This is a genomic window from Ferrimonas futtsuensis DSM 18154, from assembly GCF_000422645.1.
Lineage (GTDB): Bacteria > Pseudomonadota > Gammaproteobacteria > Enterobacterales > Shewanellaceae > Ferrimonas > Ferrimonas futtsuensis.
Genome location: NZ_AUGL01000006.1, coordinates 164,223 through 187,202, shown reverse-complemented (window position 1 = coordinate 187,202; position 22,980 = coordinate 164,223). Strand labels below are relative to the sequence as shown.

Here is a 22,980-nt window from a genome sequence, read left to right as displayed (position 1 = left end):
GGCGGGTAAAGGCTCTGCCATAAAAAAACGCGGCTCGTGCCGCGTCTTTTCAGGCTCTGGAGCTGGAATGCGCCAGGTGGTGCTCACTTTGTCTGCGCACACGCCATCTCACTAAGCGCTGCGCGTGCAGAAACGGCGAATCAGTCCGCCAATGGGCATACAAAGCTCTTGGGTTTAAAGGCCACCAGATCGCAATTCAAGCTGTCGATGACGTGCTCGGCGGTGTTGCCAATCAGGGCCGCGGACAGACCGCTGCGTCCAACGGTGCCCAGCATCACCAGCTCCGCGTCCAGCTCTCTGGCCAACTCGGGAATCACGTCTTCGGGCAGTCCTTCCAACACATGGCAGCGTTTGTGGTCAATGCCATGCCGCTCCGCCAGTGCTTCGATGCGTTGGGTATGATGCTGCTTGATGGACTGGTTGTAGGCGTGCGCATCGAAATCCGGCAATTCGATGGCAATATTCACCGGGGTACCGGGGTAGCCATTGACCAGGTGCACTCGGGCGTCGATCACCGTGGCCAGCTTCACGGCGTTGGAGACGATACGATCGTTGAGCTCCTGATGCTCTTCATCGTCGGCGGCGACGTTTACGGCAGCCAGGATATTGCCATCTGCCGGCCAATCGTGCTCTTTCACCAGCAGGACAGGCACCGGCGCCTTGCGCAACAGGTGCCAGTCGGTGGGAGTAAAGATCACCGACTTGAGCTTGTCGTGGGCATGGGTGCTCTTAATGATGTAGGCAATGTCGTTGTTGAGAACATGGTTGATGATGCTCTCGAAAGGACGGTTGTGCCACACCACGTCAAAGTTCACGTCCAGTCCGTCGGCAACCAGAGGCTCGGCCAGCTGTTCCAGCCATTTACGCCGCTGTGTCACCACACCATTTCTCATGGCATCTCTCTCCTCCTGGGACAACATGGAGGTCATCTCATAGGAAAAATCGAAGATGCTGAGGAAGAGGGTTAATCGGGCTCCGGCACAGCGGGCCAGGTGGGCCGCCCTTTCCAGCGCAGGTTGATCATCCCGGCTGGGATCGATGACAACAAGAAATCGTTCGCTGCTCATAAAGCTCTCCTAACTTTGTGTCCCTCACCAACATCGTTGCATGGAAGGGTGGGTCATTCCTTTGTTTCAGATCAACGGAGCCCTTTGTGGCTCACTCCTAAATCTAGAGTATCACTTCCAACTAAATTTCAAAGGTTTATTCAGATAGAAAAGGGGGCAGTCGCCCCCTCAGTTTCAGGCAAGTGGAGAATTGAAGGACCCCGGTTTCAGGGCGAGAAGGTCGCAGCCTATGTTGTAGATGACATGTTCTGCAGTGCTGCCCAGCAAAGTGGCGGTGATCCCCTGCTCGCCTATGGTGCCCAGCACCACCAGCTCGGCGTCGATGTCCTGGGACACAGCCACAATCACCTCTTCGGGGTCGCCCTGGCGGGCATGACACTGGTCCGCAGGGATGCCGTACTTGCTGCCAAGCTCCTCCAGATGCTCCTGATGCTGTTTGCTCACCGAGATATTGAAGCCGAGGTTATTGAACTCCGGTTGCTCGATAAACAGGTTGTCCGGCAAACCGGGATAACCGTTGACCAGGTGCACCTTGGCATCGATGAGCTCAGCCAGGTTGTTGCAGTTCTGGATGATGCGTTCATTGAGTTCCTGGTGCACCTTGTCTTCGGCATCGATGTCGATGGCCGCCAGAATCTTGCCATTTTTCGGCCAGTCATGGTCTTTGACCATCAATACCGGCACCGGTGCCTTACGGATCAGGTGCCAGTCGGTGGGGGTAAAGAAGGTGGCGGTCAGTCGGCCGCTGCCCTCCTGGGTACTTTTGACGATATAGGAGATATCGTTATCGAGGACATAACGGATGATCGCTTCAAAGGGGCGGTCGTGCCACTCCACCTTGGCTTCGACATTGATTCCCTGTTGTTGTAACGGGGCCACCAATTCTTCGACCTGGCGATGGTGCTTTTCAATCAATCCTTCACGAAGGGCTTCACGTTCGGTCTTGGAAAGTAGGGCGGTTTTCTCGTAGGAGAGGTTAAAGATCACGGAAAACAGAGTGATGGGGGCGCCAGTTGCGCGGGCCATGTGAAGAGCCCGATCCAGCGCAGGTTGTTCAACCCTGTCCGGGTCGACAACCACTAGGAGTCGTTTGCTGCTCATAACTGCCTCGTCAGATTTCGGACACTGCACTGTTTGTTCTAGAACAAAATGGGCCAGTTCGCGAATCTTAGAAACAGAAAGGGCACCTCGCGGTGCCCCTGTTTTTATCGTGCGATGCGGGCGTTGCCCGCCAGATCCGACAATCTCTCTAAATCGAGAATGGTGATGTATTTGCCTTTCACCTCAATAAGACCGGACTTTTGGAAGCGGCCGAGCAGGCGACTGATGGTCTCAACGGTGAGACCCAGGTAGTTGCCGATGTCGCCCCGGGTCATGGTCAGGCGGAACTCACGGCTGGAGAAGCCGCGATTTCCAAACCGCTTGGCCAGGTTGCTGATGAAGGCGGCGAGGCGCTCCTCGGCGTTCTTCTTGGACAGCAGCAAAATCATCTCCTGGTCGCCCATGATCTCATTGCTCATCAGCCTCATGATCTGCTGGCGCAGTCTGGGCATGGCGCCACTGAGCTGATCCAGAGTCTCATAGGGAATTTCACACACCATGGCGGTTTCCAGAGCCTGGGCGAAGCTCTGGTGCTGTTCGGAGTGGATGCCGTCGAAGCCGATGACGTCTCCGGCGAGGTGGAAGCCGGTGATCTGTTCGTCGCCGTTTTCCGTGATGGTATAGGATTTAATGGTGCCCGATCGGATGGCAAACAGACTCTTTAGGGGCTCTCCCGACTGAATCAGGATCTCACCCTTCTGAATGGGCTTCTTTCGTTCGATGATGGCGTCTAGCTTGTCCAGCTCATTGGCATTGAGCGTGAACGGGATGCAGAGTTCCGACATGCTGCAATCATGGCAGTGAATGGCACAGCCACCGAACGCCGTCCTTTTAGCGCGATTGTTATCCAAGGCTCTTTCCCGATTGGGTCAACTCACTACACATGTTAAACCAAAACATTCTCTCGACGCTAGAAAAATTGACCTAGCGCAATGACCAGGGTGTGCACACCGTAACCGATCAACAGAAGGGCGCTTACTATTTTGAACCCTTTGTTAACCAAAACTTTTTTAAACGCGTCTGCGGCAGCGCCGACCAGGAACATGCTGGGAAGCGTGCCCAGCCCGAAGAGGGTCATCGCCAGTACCGTGTCGGCGAGGCTGCCGAGGGAAAGCGCCCAGATGAGCGTGGAGTAGACCAGGCCGCAGGGAAGCCAGCCCCAGAGCATGCCCGCCGCCAACGCCTTGGCCGGGGAGGTAACCGGCAACTGGTTGCGCGCCATGGGGGCCAGGCGACGCCAAAGCGGCTTGCCCAATCGTTCCACCGTCACCAGAGCCGAAGAGAAGTTGGCCAGATAGAGCCCCATCAGAATCAGCATGATGCCGGCAATAAACCGCAATCCGGTCAACCAGTGATCCACCCCGAACAGCACCCCAATCCCGCCGGCCAAGGAGGCCAGTAGGGCGCCGGCGGCGGCGTAACTGACCACCCTGCCCAGATTGTAGGCGCCGAGCAGCGTCATACGCTTACCCAGGTTCATCTGATCCCTGGCGGGGAGACCGTGGCTGAGTGCGGCCATGATGCCGCCGCACATGCCGACGCAGTGGGCCGAGCCAAGCAGCCCAATGGAGAGGGCCGCCCACACGCTGAGGTCATTCATCGCGATGTTTCTGTTCGTCGTCAAACAGGATGCTGGATCCCTGTCGGTCCAGATCCTCAAACTGATCAGACTTCACCGCCCAGAAGAACACCATCACCGCGATAATGACAAACAGGATGGCGACGGGGATAAGGGTAAAGATAATGCTCATAGTTTTAGTAGTCTCACGCTGTTACCGACCACGATCAGGGAACTGGCCGACATGCCAATGGCGGCGATATAGGGGGGCACCAGACCGCACACCGCCAGGGGCAGAATGGCCAGATTATACCCCAGAGCCCAAACCAGGTTCTGACGAATCACCCGAACCGTCTTTCTGGCAATGGCTATCCCATCCACCACAGGCCCGAGCCGGTCACCCAACAGCACCAGATCGGCGCTGCTCTTGGCCAGTTCGGTGCCGGCGCCCATGGCGATGGACAGATCGGCTCCGGCCAGCACGGGCGCGTCATTGACGCCATCGCCAAACATGGCTACTTTGTGCCCTTTTTCCTGAAGCTGCTTGAGGTAATCGTGCTTCTCGGATGGCGTGACGCCATGGTGGCAGTCGTCCATCTTCAAGGTCCTGGCCAGCTCTTTTGCCGCCGGACTGGGGTCACCGCTGAGCATCTCACAGCGCAGCCCCTGATCCTGAAGCTGAGCCAGGGTTACGGCAGCGTCTTCTCGCAGGGTGTCCTGCAGCTGAAACCAGGCCAGAGGACCCTGGTCACTGCCAAGCCAAAGACGGTCGTCACGCTGTTCCAGCCCCACAAAACGACTGTGGCCCACCCGATAGCGGACGCCATCTACCTCTCCCTGGAGGCCGCCCCCGGGGACATGCTCCAGGTTGGCCACCTTCAAACAGGGATCGTCAAAGTCATGAAACGCCTGTGCCAGAGGGTGGCTGCTGGTCCGCTCCAGGGCAGCCACCAGCGCCAGGTGTTGTTCAACCGGTTGGCCATCCAGACTCTGTTTGGCAGTCAGCGACCAGTTGCCCTGGGTCAGGGTACCGGTCTTATCGAACAGCAGGGTATCCACCTTGGGCAGGGCTTCAAGCACCCGGGAGCTTCGGGAGAGCAGACCGTGATTGCGCAGAGCATTGCTGCCACAGGTCAGGGCCGCAGGGGTCGCCAGAGACAAGGCACAGGGGCAGGTCGCCACCAGCACCGACAAGGTGACCCAGAACGCCTGGCTGGGGTCGATAAAGTGCCAGACCAGGTAGGTAAGGGCAGAGAGGGTCAGTACGCCGGGAACGAAATAACGGGCCACCTTGTCTGCCAGGCGGGCGATATCCGGCTTCTCCTGGGCCGCCTGCTCCTGCATTCGCACTATGGTGTGAATCAGCTGCTCGGTGCCGACCTGGCTGACCCGGATCTCGATGCTCTGATCAAAGTTGACGCTGCCGCCATAGAGCGGGTCACCGACGCGCTTGGTCACAGGCTCCTGCTCTCCGGTGAGCATGGATTCGTCCACGGCCGCCAGGGTGGAGAGCAGCTCCGCATCGGCGGGGATCGCTTCGCCAGGACGCACCAGGCAGCGGTCGCCCACCTTGAGGGTCTTGGCGGCCACCTGGTCATGTCCCTCATCGGTGATCAGCTCTGCCGTCAAAGGGACCAGCCGATGCAGGTTCGATGCGGACTCCGCGGCTTTTCGCCTGGCTCGCTGCTCCAGGAACCGTCCCAGCAGCAGGAAGAAGGTGAACATGGAGACGGATTCGAAGTAGACCTCTCCGGTCCCCTTGAAGGTGGCCACACAGCTGGCGCTGAAAGCACCGAGGATGGCGATGGAGACCGGCACGTCCATATTCACCCGCATCGACATCAGGGCCCTCAGGGCGCTGAAGTAGAAGGGCTGGGCCGAATAGAGGGCCACCGGGGTGGCAAACAGCAGAGAGACCCAGCGGAAATAGTCGCGGTAGATGGGGTCGAGTTCGGTGAAGTAGCCCATGTAGAGGGCAACAGCCAGCATCATCACCTGCATGGTGGCCATACCCGCCAGCCCCAGGCGGAACAGGAACTGCCTGGCGCTGTGGGCGTAGGTCTGCTCTTTGGCATCGGGCTGGAATGGGGTAGAGGGGTAGCCTATGCTGGCCAGCTGATTGAGGATCTCGGACAGCTTGATCTTGTCCGGATACCAGCTGACGGTGGCGCGCATGGTGGTGGTATTGACATTGATGCGGTGGATGCCGGCCAGTTTGCGGAAGTGGCGCTCAATCAGCCAGGCACAGGCCGCACAACTGATCCCCTGTACCGAGAGAACCACAGAGTGGGTGTCCCCTTCGTGGGCAACAAACTCCTGTTGCACCGCCTCCAGATCATAGGCGTCCAGCTGCGCCATGAGGGCATCCAGGCTCTGCTTGCTGCCGGATTCGGTTCGGTAGTGGTAGTAGTCGCCGAGGCCGGCGTCGCAGATGGTCTGGGCCACGGCGGCACAGCCGGGGCAGCACATCTGGCGCAGTTGAGCATCTATGGTGACGGAAAAATCTGCGGACAACGGCACAGGTTGTCCGCAGTGGAAACAGGCGTTACTGCTCAAATTCGCCCCCTGTTACTGGAACCAGACGGAGTTGCTCAGGGGCAGCTGCAGACGCTTCTGCAGACGCCAGCTCTGGTCGTGGGCGTCGATCATCACCTGCCATTTGCCGTCGACCAACCGGTCTGCAGGCAGCAGGTAACGGCCCAGGGCATCCTGGGTCACCATCTGGGTCAGGTCATGCTGGGGCAGGGTGGTGTGGTGGAACTCAATCTCCAGGGCCGCGCCGGATGCGGGACCGCCGTGCTGTACCAGAACCAGCTGTTCGCCATCCTGTTTCAGCTCAAACACCATACCCAGGTTGCGTGCCTGAGTGATGCGGGAGAGGTCCTGATTGATCGCCTTACCTTTCTTGTAGTAATCCTCGGCCACCAGGGCGACGGGGTTGTCGGTGGCGATCTTGATGGTAATCAGAGCCGCGATGACAACGGATCCCGGAAGAAGGATCAGAAACCACGGCCAGAACTGCTTATACCAGGGGGTGTTATTCATCTATCGTACCTTCCAATGGACTGGGTCCATGATACTGGTTTCCCTCTCGGGAGACCATTCCCGGTGAATCGGGGAGTAAAAAAAAGCCCCGCCGAACGACGGGGCTTTCAGGCAGGAACTTACTTCTTGTTCAGGCTGTAGACGTAGGCGGTGATCAAGTGGACCTTGTCCTCACCCAATACGTCTTTCCAGGCAGGCATCACGCCGGCACGACCACCCCGAATGCTCTCCTCGATCACCTTACGGCTACCGCCGTAAACCCAGGAGTTGTCGGTCAGGTTGGGGGCACCCATCAGCTTATTACCGCTGCCGTCCATGCCGTGACAGGCGAAGCAGCCCTTCATGAAGCCCGCTTGTCCCTTGGCCGCCAGTTCTGCGTCGTGCTTACGGCCATTGAGGCCATAGATGTACTCGGCAATCGCAGGAATCTCCTCATCAGTGATGGGAAGACCGCCTTTCGGTGGCATCATGCCGCGACGCCCGTTGAGCAGCGTGGCCTTGATGGTGGCGGGGTCGCCGCCGTAGAGCCAGGCATCGTCGGTCAGGTTGGGGAAGCCGGGGCCGCCCTTGGCGTCGGAGCCGTGACACTGAGCGCAGTTCTGCAAGAACAGGCGCTGGCCAATCTTCAGGGCTTCGGCGTCGGCCACCAGTGCTTCGATGGGCTTCTCGGCAAAGCTCTTAAAGATAGGACCGTAATGGGCGTCGGCCAGAACCACTTCCTGGTCATACTGAACCCAGCCGGACTCACCGGAACGGGCCTCGGCGGCAGCGGCTTTGGACTCGTCCATGTTGAGCACGCTCTGGTTGGACGAGGTCCAGCCCAGAAAGCCTTTCCAGTTACCCAGACCGGGGTAGGCAGCCAGGTAGCCCAGGCCGAACACGATGGTGAACACAAACATGTAGGACCACCACTTGGGCAGAGGATTGTTGACCTCCTCGATGCCGTCAAAGGTGTGGCCCATGCCTTCACCCTCTTCGACGCCCATTTTGTCCTTCATGCACCAGATAAGCAGTGCAAGACAACCGAAAATCACCCCAAGGGTAATCACGGTGATAAAAATACTCCAAAAGCTGGTCATCTGAGATTACTCCTTAGATCCCTGGTGCTTCTGCTCGTCGTCAAAGACGAGGTTGGCCGCTTCCTCGAAGGCGGGCTTGCGACGGGCGCTGTAGGCCCAGCCCACGATGGCCAGAAAAATCAGCAATAAAACAAGGGTTACAATGCCTTGAAACGTTCCATAGTCCATCAAAGGCCTCCTTATTTCAGAGCGGTTCCCAGAGACTGCAGGTAGGCAATCAGCGCATCCATCTCGGTTTTACCCTTCATGGATTCCACATCCTTCTTCAGCTCTTCGTCGTTACCATAGGGTACGCCGAACTGGTCACGGAAGATCTGCAGTTTCTTCAGGGTGCTCTTGCCGTCCAGGGTGTTGTCCTCCAGCCAGGGGAAACCGGGCATGTTGGACTCGGGTACCACGATACGGGGATCGCGCAGGTGAACGCGATGCCAGTCATCGGAGTAACGGCCGCCGACACGGGCCAGATCCGGACCGGTACGCTTGGAGCCCCACAGGAAGGGATGCTCCCAGACGTGCTCGCCGGCGACGGAGTAGTGACCGTAACGCTCGGTTTCGGAGCGGAAAGGACGAATCATCTGGCTGTGACAGGAGTTGCACCCTTCACGGATGTAGACGTCGCGGCCTTCCATCTGCAGGGCAGTGTAGGGCGTGAGGCCAGTTACCGGAGTGGTGGTTTCGTTTTGAAACAGCAGGGGAGTGATCTGCACCAGGCCGCCGAAGCTGATGGCAATGATGGTGAAGATCGCCAGCAGACCTACGTTCTTTTCAATAATTTCGTGCTTGAATTTCATTGCGCTTCTCCTTAAGCAGCCTGAGGCTGAAGTTCCGCCTCGGCGTTCAGGGAGCCTTTAGGCGCAGTGATGGTCCGGTATACGTTGTACGCCATCAGCAACATGCCGGTGACGAAGAACACACCGCCCAGGAAGCGAACGAAGTAGAACGGATAGGACGCCTCAAGCGACTCTACGAAGGAGTAGGTCAGGGTGCCGTCGGCATTCACCGCACGCCACATCAGGCCCTGCATTACCCCGGAGATCCACATGGACACGATGTACAGCACGGTGCCGATGGTGGCCAGCCAGAAGTGCACGTTCACCAGCTTGTTGGAGTACATGCGACCCTGCTCAAACAGGTTGGGGATCAGGTGGTACAGAGAACCGATGGAGACCATGGCGACCCAGCCCAGTGCGCCGGAGTGTACGTGACCCACAGTCCAGTCGGTGTAGTGGGACAGGGCGTTGACGGTCTTGATGGACATCATCGGACCTTCGAAGGTAGACATACCGTAGAAGGAGAGGGAGACCACCAGGAAGCGCAGGATGGGATCGGTACGCAGTTTATGCCAGGCGCCAGACAGGGTCATGATGCCGTTGATCATGCCGCCCCAGGAAGGTGCGAACAGAATCAGGGACATCACCATACCCAGGGACTGGGTCCAGTCGGGCAGGGCGGTGTAGTGCAGGTGGTGAGGACCGGCCCAGATGTACAGGGCAATCAGGGCCCAGAAGTGCACGATGGACAGGCGGTAGGAGTAGACCGGGCGGCCGGCCTGCTTAGGCACAAAGTAGTACATCATGCCCAGGAAGCCTGCGGTCAGCAGGAAGCCTACGGCGTTGTGTCCGTACCACCACTGCACCATGGCATCCACCGCACCGGCGTAGATGGAGTAGGACTTCATGGTCCACAGACCGGAAGCGGTATCCACCACAGGCACAGCCAGGGAGTTAACGATGTGCAGCACAGCAACGGTGATGATGAAGGCGCCGAAGAACCAGTTGGCCACATAGATGTGGGCCACCTTACGCTTCATCAGGGTACCGAAGAACACCAGGGCGTAGCTGACCCAGACAACGGCGATGGCGATGTCGATGGGCCACTCCAGCTCCGCGTATTCCTTGGCGGTGCTGTAACCCAGCGGCAGAGTGATTGCTGCTGCCACAATGATCGCCTGCCATCCCCAGAAGGTGAAGGCGGCGAGCTTGGGTGCAAACAGACGGGTTTGACAGGTGCGCTGGACCACATAGTAGGAGGTGGCAAACAGGGCACTGGTGCCAAAGGCGAAAATTACCGCGTTGGTGTGCAACGGGCGAAGGCGGCTGTAGGTCAGCCAGGGGATGTCAAAGTTAAGGGCGGGCCAGATCAGCTGAGCGGCGATAAACACCCCCACCAGCATTCCAACAATCCCCCAAATGACGGTCACTACAGCGAACTGACGCACAACCGTGTAGTTGTAGTCGTTGCTGGTATTGGTCAGGTTCATATTTTTAGCTTCCACTGCAATTGCATGTTAACTTCCACGACAGATGTCGCTAACCAAAAACCGATGCAAATTAACGCGAACGGTCGATGTTTCAGCGCCTCTAACGTGATATGCATCAAGGCACGACCATGATACTTGAGGTCGGTCAAAAAACCTAGCACAAACCCCTAGATCGACTTTGATCGCGATCAAGTTTTGTTGGGGAAATGTTGCAGATAAAATCCTGCAAATTCAAGGTGGTATTGAATGAAGTTTAAAAGGATGACGGGCTTCACACTTTTTGCCCTTGTGTTGGCCGGTTGTACAGAAGAAGTCAGGGAAGCGGAACCTGGCTTATGCCAGTTTCAGCAGGGGGCCTGCGTCCAGTTGCAAGCCGGTGAGACGCTGTCGTTGTCCATGACTCCGGCCAGCGCTCCCAGCGAGCAGCCATTGGCCCTTAAGCTGGAGAAGCCAGAGAGCTGGCAGCTCACGTCGGCCATGGTTGAGGGTCGGGATATGTTTATGGGGCGCCTGCCCGTCAATTTTGATGAACAGGGGCAGGGCACTCTGATGTACGGCAGCTGTGCGTCGGGTTATATGGTGTGGCGGTTGAATCTGGTGATGACCGATGACGCCGGGGTGGAACACCATGCCAGTTTCGACTGGCTGGCCGATCATTAGTTTAAACTTCATCCAAGAGATTGAGGCAGCCAGCGAACCGGCTGCCTGTGGCCGTTATAACCTGTTATAGAAAAGAGTCACCTGGGCACCGGCCTGGCGATCGCCGGTCATGGGATCCACGTTATGCAGGATCTGGATGTTGGGCTTGGTCATCTGGGCTTTGAGCAGCTCCGCCGGCTCTTTTACCTCCATTCCCGCGCCCTCAATAAAGGAGATGGTGCCGTCACCGTGGCGGTACTCGAGAAACTCCCCCACCTGAATCCGGTAGTATTCCGCCACCTGGTTGATCTCCAAGTCTGTATCGAATACCGCCGAAGCCAGCGTCAGGGTGATGTTGCCCATTTTGCCGCCAAAATCCTCGGGAAACACATGATTCACCAGCCTGGCGTCCGGGGGCAGCGGCAAGGTGATCCCCTCAGTGCCCCGGGTCTGGGCCAACTGGCCAAAGAAACTGTCCATGGCGGCAAAGGCTTGCTGACGACTGCGTTTACTCAGGTCAATGCAGGCCTGCTGAGTCGCACGGGGCAGGCCGGATGCCGACAGGCAGCTGCGGTAGGCCTCGAGGCGCTGCTCGGCCTGAGCCTGATTGAGGTCTGAGCCATCATCCACCTGGTCATAACACTGATCCAGCAGGTCATAAAAGGCATCCTCGCTCATCAGGGTGCACTCTTCGTCATACTCGAGCTGACCCAGGTCACTGTTCATATACACCTGATCAAAATACTGAGCATAAGAGGCATTAATAGAAAATATAAGCGACAGAATCAAGTAAGTACTTTTCACGTATTTATCCTTGACGTTGCGTCGAATTATTACCAATGCTATCTGTAATGCTCGCTGGAATCCAAGAAGTTTCCATTAATTATTCTTTTGGTTTCAGAGAGACAGCTTTTTGTCTTAAAGGAACGATTGGAATTTGCCTTTCATAGAATTATGACAATGTTATTAACGCTAGGACGCAAAATTGGCTTTATATTATTGGCTTCTGTGTACTGTCAACCGGCCTTGGCCATCGTCATTGAGGAAACGCCTTATGTGGAGGTGGAGGCCAATCAGCAGCGTGCGTTTGCCCTGATGGCTCCCCTTGAGGCCCACTTTCAGGCCTACCCTCAGCTGCCACAGCAGTTTGATGAGCAGCCCTGGACCGTCATGGAACTGATGTCTTTGTCTCGTGCCAGCGATCCGGAGCGGCTGGCCCTGTTGGACAGTAAGATCCAGGGATTTGAGGTGGGCAGCGCCTCGCGGGTGATCAACTGGCTTGAACAGCGTATCACCCTGGAAACCGTGTTCCTTCAGCAACTGGCAGCGATGCCTCAAGCCAAACACCCCAGGTGCCAGGGCGCCATCGCTGCCTATGAGCGCAATCGGCTTGAGCCTGGCAAAGACGTAGCCCTTCATTTGAAGCTGTATCGCCGGGACCACAAAATTTTCCGCTTTCTGGTGCAGTGGGCATTCCAGATAGACTACGGAAACCGCATCCTCAGCCGGGGGGAGTTGCCCCTCGTGGCGTCGGTGTGCGCCGACCCCGATGGCTGGCTCCCCATCAGCGGGATACAGGCGCCATTGGCCAAAAGTGCCTATGTCGGCAAACCCATCGAGGAGTCACTTAGATTATAATATGCGGATATTAGGCGTCAGAAATGTTTTTGGCGCCTGTAATTTGACGCCGGAGTAATACAAGGCAAACTTATTTTTCCTGCATAAACAGAAATCCTGATCTAAAGCCTGTTTTACGTTTTGCGAGATTTGCCAATATCGCTTGCCACAATTCGCCATCACTACAATGGCCTTATCAGTTGTATATCCTGTGACTATTATCACTGTCGTTTACGTTTATGAATGCGACCCTTTGTCACCGCAGACAATGTTGATGTCTGAACACTCAGAGAATCTCAAACAATAAATAAACTACACAGGAAAATTCACGTGAAATTTAAGACTAAGATAGTCTTTGCTTCATGCACTATCTTGATGCTGGCGTTATCGGCGCTCTCCTTTAATCAATACCTCACCGTCAGACAGAGCATCGCCGCTCTGACCGGCACCAGTGTGGAGGAGATCACCAACAACCTGGCAGCCAGCATTGAGCAGGAGATGGCCCTAAAAGGTCAAACCGCCCGTTACATGATGAGCCTGATTGAGGACGAGGTCAGCGAAGAGAACATTCGTCGCATCTTTTCGAAACCCGCCATCAAGGAGGGCTTTCTGCTGGCCGGAATCGGTTTTGACACCGATGGCAGCCTGCTGGACAACGACCCTGACTGGAAAACCCCTGCCGGCTACGACGCCCGGCAACGTCCCTGGTATCGGGAAACCAAGGCTGCGAACCGGCTGACCTTTACCCAGCCCTATCAGGACACCATGACCGGAGAGACCCTGGTCTCCATCACCGTGCCCATGCAGCGCCACGGCCAGTTTGGTGGCGTCATGTTCCTGGATATGAGCCTGGATAAGCTCAGCAACCGCATCAATGCCATCAATCTACTGGATGCGGGCTACCTGTTTCTGCTTAACCGGGATGAGTTGTTCATTACTCACCCTGAGGGTCAATACCATGGCAAGCCTGCGTCTGAGCTGTTTGGTCAGTCACTGGCACTCCATCAGGGGATTCAACAGGTCGAGATCGACGGTAAAACCCATGAACTTCGCTTTGTGCCACTTCCCACACTGGGCTGGACCTTGGGGGTCGATCTCGACGCCGACATACTTCATCAGGCAGAAACACAGTTGAAACGGGACGCCATCACCTATTCCCTGTTGGCCCTGGTTCTGGCGGTGATTGCACTGACCCTGTTGATGGCGATGCTGATGAAGCCACTGGCGATCCTTAACTTAGCCATGGAGGAGGTGGCCACCGGGGATGGCGATCTGACCCGGCGTCTGGAGACCAATACCGATGAGGAGTTCGCCTCCCTGGCTGGCCACTTCAACGGCTTCAGTTCCAAGTTGACCCAGTTGATCGCCCAGGTTAAAGAGCTGGCCGAGAACATCAGTGACAACGCCGCCACCACTTCCGCCGGCGCCAACCAGAGTCAGGTGGCCCTGGCCACGCAATTGCGGGAGTTGGAACAACTGGCGACCGCCATGAACGAGATGGCCTCCACCGCCATGGAGGTGGCCAACCATGCACAGCAAGCCTCCACCGCGGTTCAGGAAGCTGATCATTCCGTGTCTCTGGGCGCCGAAACCGTCAGTGCCACCACCTGTGCCATTGAGGAGTTGTCCGGGAAAATCGAACAGGCGGTCGAGGTGGTGGAACAGGTGTCCCAGGCCAGCCGCGACATCGAATCGATTCTGGCGGTGATCAACGAGATTGCTGATCAGACCAACCTGCTGGCACTGAATGCTGCCATCGAGGCGGCCCGGGCGGGAGAGCAGGGCAGGGGCTTTGCGGTGGTGGCCGATGAGGTACGCACCCTGGCCAGCCGTACCCAGCAGTCCACCTCGGAGATTCGAACCATGATAGATCAACTGCAGCACGGTGCATCAGCCGCGGTGAGCGTCATGGAACAGAGCCGGGAAGTGGCGGGTGCCACGGTCCAGACCGCCAACCGCTCCAATCTGGCGCTGACCAGCATTCGCGAAGCGATTAAGCGGATCACCGACATGAATCTGCAGATCGCCTCGGCCGCGGAGGAACAAAGTCTGGTGGCGGAGGACATCAACAAAAGTACGCTCAACATCAAAGAGTTGTCCCAGCAGATTTCCGAAGCGTCGGACGGAGCCGCACGGGCAACGGAGCGACAATTGGCAGAGGTTCGTCAGCAGGAAGAAATTTTGAATCAATTCAAGATCTAACTTAATTGATGGGGCGAGAAATCGCCCCTTATTCATCCAGGTAAATATGGCGATAGGGGGATATAAACGACTGACTGTTTTGTTCGAAGTTCATCTTAATTTCGTTTTGCTTCAGTAAGAAAAAAGCCAATCTAAAAATGCCTGTTATGTAAGTGCTTTCACTTTCTAAATCAGGCTATTAGTTTCATTCCCTCCGCTGCAACTTTCTCACGTCGGTTAAGTGTTAAACAATCGGGCCGATAACTTAGATAGCCATCGTTGATCCAGCTTTAAAGAGTGTGTGAATATTCTGGAGTACGGCAAAATAAACCTCTAAGAATCAAAGGGAAGTTCGTTTGGCTGTCAAACAATTCCCAATGTTAAAACTGCCGCACTGAAAGGAACTATGCTGTTTAATCTGAATCCGCAGAAGATTCGGAAAAGAAAAAGGGTGCTAACTGTCATGAAATTCAAGACAAAGATCGTCTTTGCCTCCTGCATTATATTGCTGGTCGCTTTGTCTGCTCTTTCCGTAAACCAATACCTCACCACCAAACGCAGCATCGTCGCATTGACGGAAAGCAGTGTCACTGAAATTGCCAACGGTATTGCCCAGTCCGTACAGAACAACATGGCCTTCAAGATGGATGTGGGCCGTTACATGATGAGCCTTATTGAAGAGGACCCCTCCGAGCAGAACATCAACTCGGTGTTCACCAAGCCAGTGGTCAAGAGTCAGTTTGTCCTGGCCGGTGTCGGCTTTGAGAGTGACGGCCGCCTGGTCGACAACGACGTAAACTGGCACCCCTCCGCAGATTACGACAGTCGGCAACGGCCCTGGTACATCGATGCCAAGCGCCAGGACAGGGTGATACTGACGCCACCCTATCCGGACTCCGTCACCGGGGAGATCCTGGTCTCTCTGGGCGTCCCCATGAAGGAAAATGGCCTCTGGAAAGGCGCAATGTTTCTGGATGTCAGCCTTAAAGAGCTGGATCAGGCGGTCAACAGCGTCAATCTGTTTGATGCCGGTTACGCCTTTCTGTTGACCAAGGATCACAAGTTTATTACCCACCCGGATGTGTCCCTGCACGGTAAGCCCGTCAGTGAGTTGTTCGGCAACGCCCTCCATTTTGGTGGCGCGGCACAGGAGGTTTCGGTCCAGGGCGCCGATCAGTACATTCGTTTCTTTCCACTGCCTGAAACCGGTTGGTTGCTGGGCGTGGCTCTGGACTCAGACAAGATGCACGCCACGGAGACGGCACTGCGCAATGACGCCGTTCTCTACTCCCTGCTGGCCTTGGCCCTGGCAATCGGGGCTCTGACCCTGCTGCTGAGTAAGCTGATGGCACCACTGGGGACCCTGAACGAGGCGATGGAGGACATCGCCTCCGGTGAGGGTGATCTGACCCGAACCATGGACACCAATACCGACGCCGAGTTTGCTTCCCTGGCCGGCAGTTTCAATGGTTTCTCCTCCAAACTGAGGGAGATGATTTCTCAGGTGAAACTCATTGCCGAAAGCATCTCCGACGGCACCCGGATGACCGCCGACGGCTCCCGCCGAAGTGGCGAAGCGATGAGCAAGCAACTTGAGGAGCTTGAGGCTCTGGCCACCGCCATGAACGAGATGGCCTCCACCTCAATGGAGGTGGCCCGCAACGCCCAGGGGGCGGCCGCCGCGGTGCAGGAAGCGGACAACTCCGTCGAAGCCGGCGTACAGACAGTGGCTAATACCGCCGACGCCATTGAGCAGCTGTCCGCTCAGATTGACCAGGCTGTGGCGGTGGTTGAAGAGGTGTCCGAGTCCACCCGCAACATCGAGTCGATTCTGGCGGTGATCAATGACATCGCCGATCAGACCAATCTGCTGGCGCTGAACGCCGCCATTGAGGCGGCCCGGGCCGGCGAACAGGGCAGGGGGTTTGCGGTGGTGGCCGACGAAGTGCGCACCCTGGCCAGCCGCACTCAGCAGTCCACCTCGGAGATCCGCGCCATGATCGATCAATTGGCGGCAGGCTCGCGCAATGCGGTGGCGGTCATGGGTGAGAGCAAGGCGGTTGCCGGTCAGACGGTGGAAACCTCCGCCAGCTCCAGTGCCGCGCTGACTCAGATCCGTGCCGCCATCAAGCAGATCACCGACATGAACATGCAGATCGCCTCCGCCGCCGAGGAGCAAAGCCTGGTGGCCGAAGACATCAACAAGAGCACCCTGAACATCAAGGAGCTCTCGCAGCAGGTGGCGGAAGCCGCTGACGACGCCAGTCAAGCAATGGGAGAGCAGCTGCAGTTGGTGGACAAGCAGGATGGGTTGCTGAACCAGTTCAAAGTCTAGATTCAGCGACACGGAAAAGGGGCCGAATGGCCCCTTTTTTGGTGGTCACAACTGGCTCAGTGCCCTGTTGGTCATCGACTTGGAGAACCGTCCCAGCTTCCAGTGTCCGGGCTTCCAGCCCTGAAGGAAACGCTCGAAGTCTGCCCATGCAAAGGCAAACAGGCCCAACTGCTCCTCCTGCACCTGCTTGCGCTGAATGTCGCTCCAACCCCGTCCTTTAAGGTGACCAATCAGAGCCTGGCAATAGAGGTCCAGCAGCTCGAAGGCGTGGGCCTCCAGGGCGTCATCGTTCAGTACGCTGCCCAGCAGATAGACCAGATCGCGGATGCCGGCCCCGCCACCGACGTATTGAAAATCGACCGCTGCCACCTGACCGCAATCGCTGCCCAGGAAGTTGGCCACCTTGGCGTCACCATGCACCAGGCTTTGGTAGCGGGCGCCTTGTAACTGGTTGTCGATGGCCACCGCCGCGTCCTTGAGCGGTCCCGAATCCATGGCTGTCCATTCGTCTGGGCGGGTAGCCAGGTGCCAGTAGCAGCCCTGTTCCCACAAACCATCTGGCGCAGTGCCCATAAACCGGGCATGAAAGGCTGCCAGCCAGCGGATCATCGCCTTCAGGTGGGTGTGCCCCTGATCCTGACGTAAAGGAGACAAACCGGCAGTGGCCAGATCTTCCAGTACCATCAAGGTGCCATTATCCAGGGGGTGTTCACCCAGGTAAGCCGGAACTCTGGACACCTCGCCGCAGTGCCCTGCATGGTGGCGATACCAGTTTAGCTCCACCTGATAGGAACGCAGTTTGCGCCGATGACCCAATCCACCCTGATCAGCCGGGGGGACAACCCATTTGGCAATGACGCTGCGACCGTCATCAAGGTGTGCCCGGTACAGCCCTCCATACTGGTTCCAAAGGGGCTGAATCAGCTGCAGCTCAACAAGACTCTTCGCCTGGGTAGTGGCAAGCAGTGGCTGAACGGGAAAGCTCATGAAAACTCCATTAAAAAACCCGGCACCGGGCCGGGTTTAGTGCAAGGAGAACCTTTAGTCCTGGCTCTCTACGTTGTGGTAGACCTGCTGAACATCGTCGCAGTCTTCCAGCATCGCCAGGAATTTTTCAAGGCGCGCTACGTCATCACCCTCCACCGTAGTGTAGGTCTGGGGGATAAAGGTGATCTCTTCAACGGAGAACTTGATGTCGCCAAAGGCCTCAACCAGAGCGGTTTTGGTCTTGAAGAACTCGGTGTGCGGGGCGAACACGGTGACAGTGCCATCCTCAACTTCAACGTCGGTGACGTCAACGTCGGCCATCATCAGCGCTTCCAGCACCGCATCTTCATCATCGCCTTCAAACGCCAGCACCGCCTGGTGATCGAACATGTGGGCCACGGCACCAGGGGCACCAATTTTGGAATCGGTTTTCACGAAACACTGGCGCACTTCGGTAAAGGTGCGGTTGCCGTTGTCGGTCAGACAATCGACGATCACCATACAGTTACCCGGACCAAAGCCTTCGTAACGGGCCGGTGCATAGTCTTCGCCGGCACCGCCAGTGGCCTTATCGATGGCCTTATCGATAACGTGAGCAGGAACCTGGTCCTTCTTGGCCTTATCAATCAGTCGGCGCAGGGAAAGGTTGGCATCGGGATCGGGGCCGCCATTCTTGGCGCTTACGTAGATCTCTTTTCCGTACTTGGAGTACACCTTGGTCTTTGCCGCTGCGGTCTTTGCCATGGACAGCTTGCGGACTTCGAAACTTCTTCCCATAAGGATCGGCTCTGTCTAGTCAGTCAAACAAAATTGGTGACCGCCGATAATACCAGCTTGAGTCCCAGCCTCAAACGCCATGGGGGCTTTTTGTGGCATTGGGGTGACGGAGTCCGCCTGAAAGCCCAGATTTTCACCGCACGGCTCGCCGAACCGTCCTCATTGCGCGCCGACGTGTGGCGGGTGGGTGTATTGATGTCGTTACACCCGGAGTCAGGCTTTATACTTTAGTTTTATCAAGCTCATGTATTGCTGTAATTACGCTTGGAATGAAAAGCTTACACTGTTAAGGTTCGGCAATACGTTTGGGGTTAGCCCAGAGAACAGATGTAGTGCAGGAGCAGTAAATGAGTCGCTTTGAATTTGCCCCCATGCCCGATGAGCAGGGCTTCTTTGGTCCCTTCGGCGGACAGATCATTCCACCCGAGCTGAAACAGGTGATGGATGAGATCAACCTCGCTTACGAGGAGATCCGCCAGACCGACGCCTTTCAGCAGGAGCTGATGCAACTGTTTCAGGACTACGTGGGCCGTCCCAGCCCCATCTACCACGCCAAGCGCCTCAGTGACCAACTCGGTGGTGCCCAGATCTACCTCAAGCGGGAAGACCTTAATCACACCGGCGCCCATAAGATCAACCATTGCCTGGGTGAAGCCTTGCTGGCTAAGTACATGGGTAAGAAAAAGGTTATCGCTGAAACCGGCGCCGGTCAGCATGGTGTGGCTCTGGCAACCGCCTGTGCCCTGGTGGGGATACCCTGCGAGATCCACATGGGCCAGGTGGATATCGAGAAGGAACACCCCAACGTCACCAAGATGAAGATCCTGGGGTGCGAACTGGTTCCGGTGACTCAGGGGACCGCGACCCTGAAAGACGCCGTGGACAGCGCTTTCGTCGCGTACATGGAAAACCCCAAAGACTACATCTACGCCATCGGCTCCGTGGTCGGCCCCCACCCATTTCCGAAAATGGTACGGGACTTCCAGAGCATCATCGGTCGCGAAGCGCGGCAACAGTTTCAGGCGCGCCATCAGCAACTGCCCGAGGTGATCACCGCGTGCGTTGGCGGTGGTTCTAACGCCATTGGTCTGTTTACCGCCTTCCTGGAAGACGATGATGTTCGCATCGTCGGGGTCGAGCCTGCGGGTAAGGGGCTGGATACTGCGGAACACTCTGCCACGTTGACCCTGGGCAGCCCCGGAGAGCTTCACGGATTCAAGTGCTATGTTTTGCAGGATGAGGCCGGCGATCCGCTGCCGGTGCACTCCATCGCGTCCGGTCTGGATTACCCGGGCGTGGGCCCCCAGCACTGTTATCTGAAGGATCTGGAGCGGGTTGAGTACGATACGGTCACCGATAAGGAGTGCCTGGACGCCTTCATGACCCTGTCCCGTGTGGAAGGGATCATCCCTGCCCTGGAGAGTGCCCACGCCGTAGCCTGGGCCATGCGTGAAGCCCAGCGCTTGCCCAAGCACCAGAAGATTCTGGTGAACCTCTCCGGTCGCGGCGACAAAGACGCCGACTATGTGGCGGAGAAACTCGGGCTGTAATCCCAACGGGGAGGAATAGCTGAACTCGGGCGGCCTGTCTCCAGGCCGTCCTATGTTCACTCGTCAAAGGCACGCGTCTCCAATGTCAGCTGCTCAGACAGCCTTCCCATCAAGACTGGATCCCGGATCATCAGCGTGTTGACCAGATCACGCTCCAGCCAGCCGATTTGGCACAGACTCTTGCCCCGATATTGCGCTTTAGACCGGCCCTTTTTCAGGGCTGACAGGGCCAACATCTCACCCGGGAGCAATATCTCCGCTGTTGTGCCGCCGGACGTGGGCCAGCTGGACTCGACACTGCCCTCGACCACCATCCCGATTCGGGTCAGTTCACTGTCCACGTCGATGATCACCTCGCCCTCGCCGTAGGTGGTGATCACCAGCCGCTCCATCAATGCTGCCTGAGTGGCTTCTGTGCACTCCTTCGCCCAGGCAAACAGGCTGTGAGGCTGTCCACCGAGATCCGGCCTGGCCACTATCGAGCTTCTCTGCAGGTTGTGCATTCGTCCTTCCACCCCCTCAAGCAGCCGTTGGGCTTCTGGCTGGGCCAGTACCGCCATCCCCATCTGCCGCCGAATCACTGTCCGCTCCCGGTTAAGCAGCAACCGACTGGCCGCCTGAGTTTCCAGAGCCTGCACCAGCTCAGGGTGGCAACCTCGGATCTGACTGATGTGACGTTCTGCCATGGACAGGTTCTGCTCCACTTCACCTTCCAGACGTTGAGCCAGACTGTTATCCGGGGCCAGTTCCTGGATGTGGGACTTGAGCTCCAGCTGGGCCTCCATGAAGCCCCTGGCCAGGTCGTAACCCAGGGCAAGATGGTTGTAGAACACACTGTTGGCCGGCGCCTGAAAAATAGGAAAGCGCCGGCCCCAGCTTAGCCACAAGGGGGTGGCCCACAAGGGCTGAAGCGCGCCTCTTGGGCCAATCTCAGCGTCTCCGTCCAGGGCTCGCTCTACCAGTTGCACCAGTAGCTGGGTGGAGTGACGTCCCAGAGTGCCGCTTTCAAATTGAGACCAGTAACTTTGCCGCTCAGTCTCCAGCAGCCGTCTGCGACACGCCAGCCCTTGGGCGGAGGAGGGCGGCAGCCTGCCACCACTGTCCAGGGTGCGTTCCTGCAGCTTGATGTTGCGCTTTACCTGAGCCCAATCCGCCCGATTCAGGAAAGGGTGGGCCATCATTTTGGGCAGCATCTGATTCAGCTCCTCGGCGACGATGCCTTTTACCCGATCGACGGTGGCCTGTTTGGGCTCGGGCAGCCGGTTCAACCCCAGCAGCCCGAGCAGTCGACCCATGGAGCTGCCGTTGACCACTATGGTCAGCACCACGGTGCCAGCGCACAAAAACAGGATTTGATCTGCCACTTCTCTGGGCAGCAGTCCATCCACAGCGATGGTCAGCGCCAGTGCCAGTGAGACCGCACCTCGCAGTCCGCCCCAAAGCAGCACCAGCGCCTTTTCTCGGGTTAATCCGATTCCCATGCGTTTGAGCAGGGGCAACAGCGCGCCTATGGTGGCTCCCCGGATAACCAGCAGAGCCGGATAGAGCAGTGCCAGAGACCACCAGAGGTCCGGCTGGTCCAGAGGAACCCTTGCGGCTATCAGGATGCCCACCAGCAGGAAGATCACCGTGTTGGCCATATGGGCCATCATCTCCCAGAAGTGGTGAAGAAAACCCGCCACTTCCGGTGAGATACGCGTCCTGCCGGCTCCGGCAAAGACAAAGGCCAGGGTAACCAGGGCGACCACCCCGGAGAGGTGCAGTCGTTCGGCAATGAAGAACACCAGATAAGCCGCCACCACAGACAGGGTGATCTCTATGATGGGGTCATTGAATACCTTGCCAATCCAAGCGATGACGATGACCCCGGTGATTGCGCCCACCATCAGCCCCCCGGCAACCACCCAGACAAATTCCAGCACCACGTTCAGGGGAGTGGCACTGACCGCGCCGCTGACAGCCATGGCATAGAACAGCCCAAACAGCACAATGGCGGTACCGTCATTGAGCAGAGACTCCCCCTCAATCAGGGTCTCAAGACGCTTTCGGGAGCTGACCTCTTTCAACAAGGCCACCACGGCAACCGGATCGGTCGCGCTGATGAGTGCGCCGAACAGCAGGCACAGTGCCCAGCTCCACTCCCAGGGAAACCACTCTCGGGCCAGCAGTGCGGTGAGCAATGTCGCCATCACCAGTCCGGGTATGGCCAGCAGGGCAATTTGCGGTGCCATGCGTCGGAACAGGTGGACCTCCAGGGAGAAGGCGCTTTCAAAGATCAGGGTTGGCAGGAACAGATAGAGGATCACCTGGGGCGAGATCTGACTGACCAGCTCCAGAGTCTGGGCAAGCATTGGGGTCGTGCCAGTGAACACCCCGGCTCTTTGCACCAGTCCCAGCAGCAAGCCGATGATCAGCAGCACCACAGTGTAGGGCACAGGCAGGCCCTTAAGGCTGTGGCGCACCAGGGCCCCCACCAGCAGGGAGAGAATCAGGAACAGCAGGGCCAGCAAGGCCAACTCAAACTGCATCGACAGCTACCGACGACAAGCCTTATCTAACTATAGAAGCGATTTTCAGGAAAGGGGGAGCCATTACCACAGCTCAAATCACTGAGTTTTCCCGGCAATGTGTCGCTTAAGGACGCACATTTCTGGAGCGAGGTTCAAGCCGGGCCACCCGGGCAAAGAGGGGTGGGTCTTCCCCTTGGAAACTGGTTTCCTGCCTGGTGGTGCAGCGCCGTGGCCTCAATCAACCCTGTGTGCACTCAAGCGCACCAAGCGGCCG

The 22,980-nt window shown here is 57.3% G+C and carries 20 protein-coding genes; 5 read left to right on the top strand and 15 right to left on the bottom strand.

The window, feature by feature from the left end:
* Nucleotides 1-140: 140 nt before the first annotated feature.
* The 11 genes from uspE (G505_RS0104525) to ccoN form a co-directional block, all read right to left on the bottom strand.
* Entirely contained in the window at nucleotides 141-1,067 is a 927-nt protein-coding gene (gene uspE, locus G505_RS0104525; RefSeq protein WP_028108500.1) for a universal stress protein UspE, read from the bottom strand.
* Nucleotides 1,068-1,241: 174 nt separating this feature from the next.
* Nucleotides 1,242-2,168: a universal stress protein UspE gene (gene uspE, locus G505_RS0104520; protein WP_028108499.1), complete on the bottom strand. Its 927-nt coding sequence runs from the start codon at nucleotides 2,166-2,168 to the stop codon at nucleotides 1,242-1,244.
* A gap of 104 nt (nucleotides 2,169-2,272) precedes the next feature.
* Nucleotides 2,273-3,019: an electron transport transcriptional regulator EtrA gene (gene etrA / locus G505_RS0104515; protein ID WP_028108498.1), complete on the bottom strand. Its 747-nt coding sequence runs from the start codon at nucleotides 3,017-3,019 to the stop codon at nucleotides 2,273-2,275.
* Between the two features lie 59 nt (nucleotides 3,020-3,078).
* Nucleotides 3,079-3,768, bottom strand: coding sequence for a sulfite exporter TauE/SafE family protein (locus G505_RS0104510; protein WP_028108497.1), 690 nt, complete (start codon nucleotides 3,766-3,768; stop codon nucleotides 3,079-3,081).
* Nucleotides 3,761-3,919, bottom strand: a complete 159-nt coding sequence (gene ccoS / locus G505_RS22670) for a cbb3-type cytochrome oxidase assembly protein CcoS (protein ID WP_084643821.1) — start codon at nucleotides 3,917-3,919, stop codon at nucleotides 3,761-3,763. Before ccoS ends, G505_RS0104510 begins: the two co-directional genes overlap by 8 nt.
* The gene (locus tag G505_RS0104500; protein ID WP_028108496.1) at nucleotides 3,916-6,282 is read right to left on the bottom strand and encodes a heavy metal translocating P-type ATPase; all 2,367 of its coding nucleotides are present in this window, start codon (nucleotides 6,280-6,282) and stop codon (nucleotides 3,916-3,918) included. Before G505_RS0104500 ends, ccoS begins: the two co-directional genes overlap by 4 nt.
* 12 nt (nucleotides 6,283-6,294) lie before the next feature.
* Nucleotides 6,295-6,771 (bottom strand): FixH family protein, encoded by a 477-nt coding sequence (locus G505_RS0104495; protein ID WP_028108495.1) that lies wholly within the window; start codon nucleotides 6,769-6,771, stop codon nucleotides 6,295-6,297.
* Nucleotides 6,772-6,890: 119 nt separating this feature from the next.
* A complete protein-coding gene (gene ccoP, locus G505_RS0104490; RefSeq protein WP_028108494.1) occupies nucleotides 6,891-7,850 on the bottom strand; it encodes a cytochrome-c oxidase, cbb3-type subunit III in 960 nt (319 codons plus the stop codon).
* 6 nt (nucleotides 7,851-7,856) lie between these two features.
* Nucleotides 7,857-8,018, bottom strand: a complete 162-nt coding sequence (locus G505_RS0104485; protein WP_028108493.1) for a CcoQ/FixQ family Cbb3-type cytochrome c oxidase assembly chaperone — start codon at nucleotides 8,016-8,018, stop codon at nucleotides 7,857-7,859.
* 11 nt (nucleotides 8,019-8,029) lie between these two features.
* Nucleotides 8,030-8,641: a cytochrome-c oxidase, cbb3-type subunit II gene (ccoO, locus tag G505_RS0104480; RefSeq protein WP_028108492.1), complete on the bottom strand. Its 612-nt coding sequence runs from the start codon at nucleotides 8,639-8,641 to the stop codon at nucleotides 8,030-8,032.
* Between the two features lie 11 nt (nucleotides 8,642-8,652).
* Nucleotides 8,653-10,110 (bottom strand): cytochrome-c oxidase, cbb3-type subunit I, encoded by a 1,458-nt coding sequence (gene ccoN, locus G505_RS0104475; RefSeq protein ID WP_028108491.1) that lies wholly within the window; start codon nucleotides 10,108-10,110, stop codon nucleotides 8,653-8,655.
* A gap of 246 nt (nucleotides 10,111-10,356) precedes the next feature.
* Here ccoN and G505_RS0104470 point away from each other — a divergent pair, with 246 nt between their 5' ends.
* Nucleotides 10,357-10,770 carry a hypothetical protein gene (locus G505_RS0104470; RefSeq protein WP_051215884.1) on the top strand — a complete coding sequence of 138 codons (414 nt, stop codon included), beginning with the start codon at nucleotides 10,357-10,359 and terminating at the stop codon, nucleotides 10,768-10,770.
* A gap of 54 nt (nucleotides 10,771-10,824) precedes the next feature.
* On the opposite strand, the gene G505_RS0104465 is transcribed toward G505_RS0104470, so the two are convergent.
* Nucleotides 10,825-11,475 carry a hypothetical protein gene (locus G505_RS0104465; protein ID WP_157509029.1) on the bottom strand — a complete coding sequence of 217 codons (651 nt, stop codon included), beginning with the start codon at nucleotides 11,473-11,475 and terminating at the stop codon, nucleotides 10,825-10,827.
* Nucleotides 11,476-11,709: 234 nt separating this feature from the next.
* Here G505_RS0104465 and G505_RS0104460 point away from each other — a divergent pair, with 234 nt between their 5' ends.
* The 3 genes from G505_RS0104460 (at nucleotide 11,710) to G505_RS0104450 (ending at nucleotide 16,882) form a co-directional block, all read left to right on the top strand.
* Nucleotides 11,710-12,387, top strand: coding sequence for a hypothetical protein (locus G505_RS0104460; RefSeq protein ID WP_157509027.1), 678 nt, complete (start codon nucleotides 11,710-11,712; stop codon nucleotides 12,385-12,387).
* 354 nt (nucleotides 12,388-12,741) lie between these two features.
* Nucleotides 12,742-14,568, top strand: a complete 1,827-nt coding sequence (locus tag G505_RS0104455) for a methyl-accepting chemotaxis protein (RefSeq protein ID WP_211219934.1) — start codon at nucleotides 12,742-12,744, stop codon at nucleotides 14,566-14,568.
* Between the two features lie 442 nt (nucleotides 14,569-15,010).
* Nucleotides 15,011-16,882, top strand: coding sequence for a methyl-accepting chemotaxis protein (locus tag G505_RS0104450; protein ID WP_028108486.1), 1,872 nt, complete (start codon nucleotides 15,011-15,013; stop codon nucleotides 16,880-16,882).
* 45 nt (nucleotides 16,883-16,927) lie between these two features.
* Here the strand turns inward: G505_RS0104450 and G505_RS20560 are convergent, their stop codons facing one another.
* Both G505_RS20560 and G505_RS0104440 read right to left on the bottom strand, forming a co-directional pair.
* Nucleotides 16,928-17,869, bottom strand: coding sequence for a phosphotransferase (locus tag G505_RS20560; protein WP_035385075.1), 942 nt, complete (start codon nucleotides 17,867-17,869; stop codon nucleotides 16,928-16,930).
* A gap of 54 nt (nucleotides 17,870-17,923) precedes the next feature.
* Nucleotides 17,924-18,646 carry a YebC/PmpR family DNA-binding transcriptional regulator gene (locus G505_RS0104440; protein ID WP_028108485.1) on the bottom strand — a complete coding sequence of 241 codons (723 nt, stop codon included), beginning with the start codon at nucleotides 18,644-18,646 and terminating at the stop codon, nucleotides 17,924-17,926.
* Nucleotides 18,647-18,993: 347 nt separating this feature from the next.
* Here G505_RS0104440 and trpB point away from each other — a divergent pair, with 347 nt between their 5' ends.
* Nucleotides 18,994-20,196, top strand: a complete 1,203-nt coding sequence (gene trpB / locus G505_RS0104435) for a tryptophan synthase subunit beta (protein WP_028108484.1) — start codon at nucleotides 18,994-18,996, stop codon at nucleotides 20,194-20,196.
* Nucleotides 20,197-20,252: 56 nt separating this feature from the next.
* Here the strand turns inward: trpB and G505_RS0104430 are convergent, their stop codons facing one another.
* Nucleotides 20,253-22,724 (bottom strand): cation:proton antiporter domain-containing protein, encoded by a 2,472-nt coding sequence (locus G505_RS0104430; protein ID WP_028108483.1) that lies wholly within the window; start codon nucleotides 22,722-22,724, stop codon nucleotides 20,253-20,255.
* Between the last annotated feature and the right edge of the window lie 256 nt (nucleotides 22,725-22,980).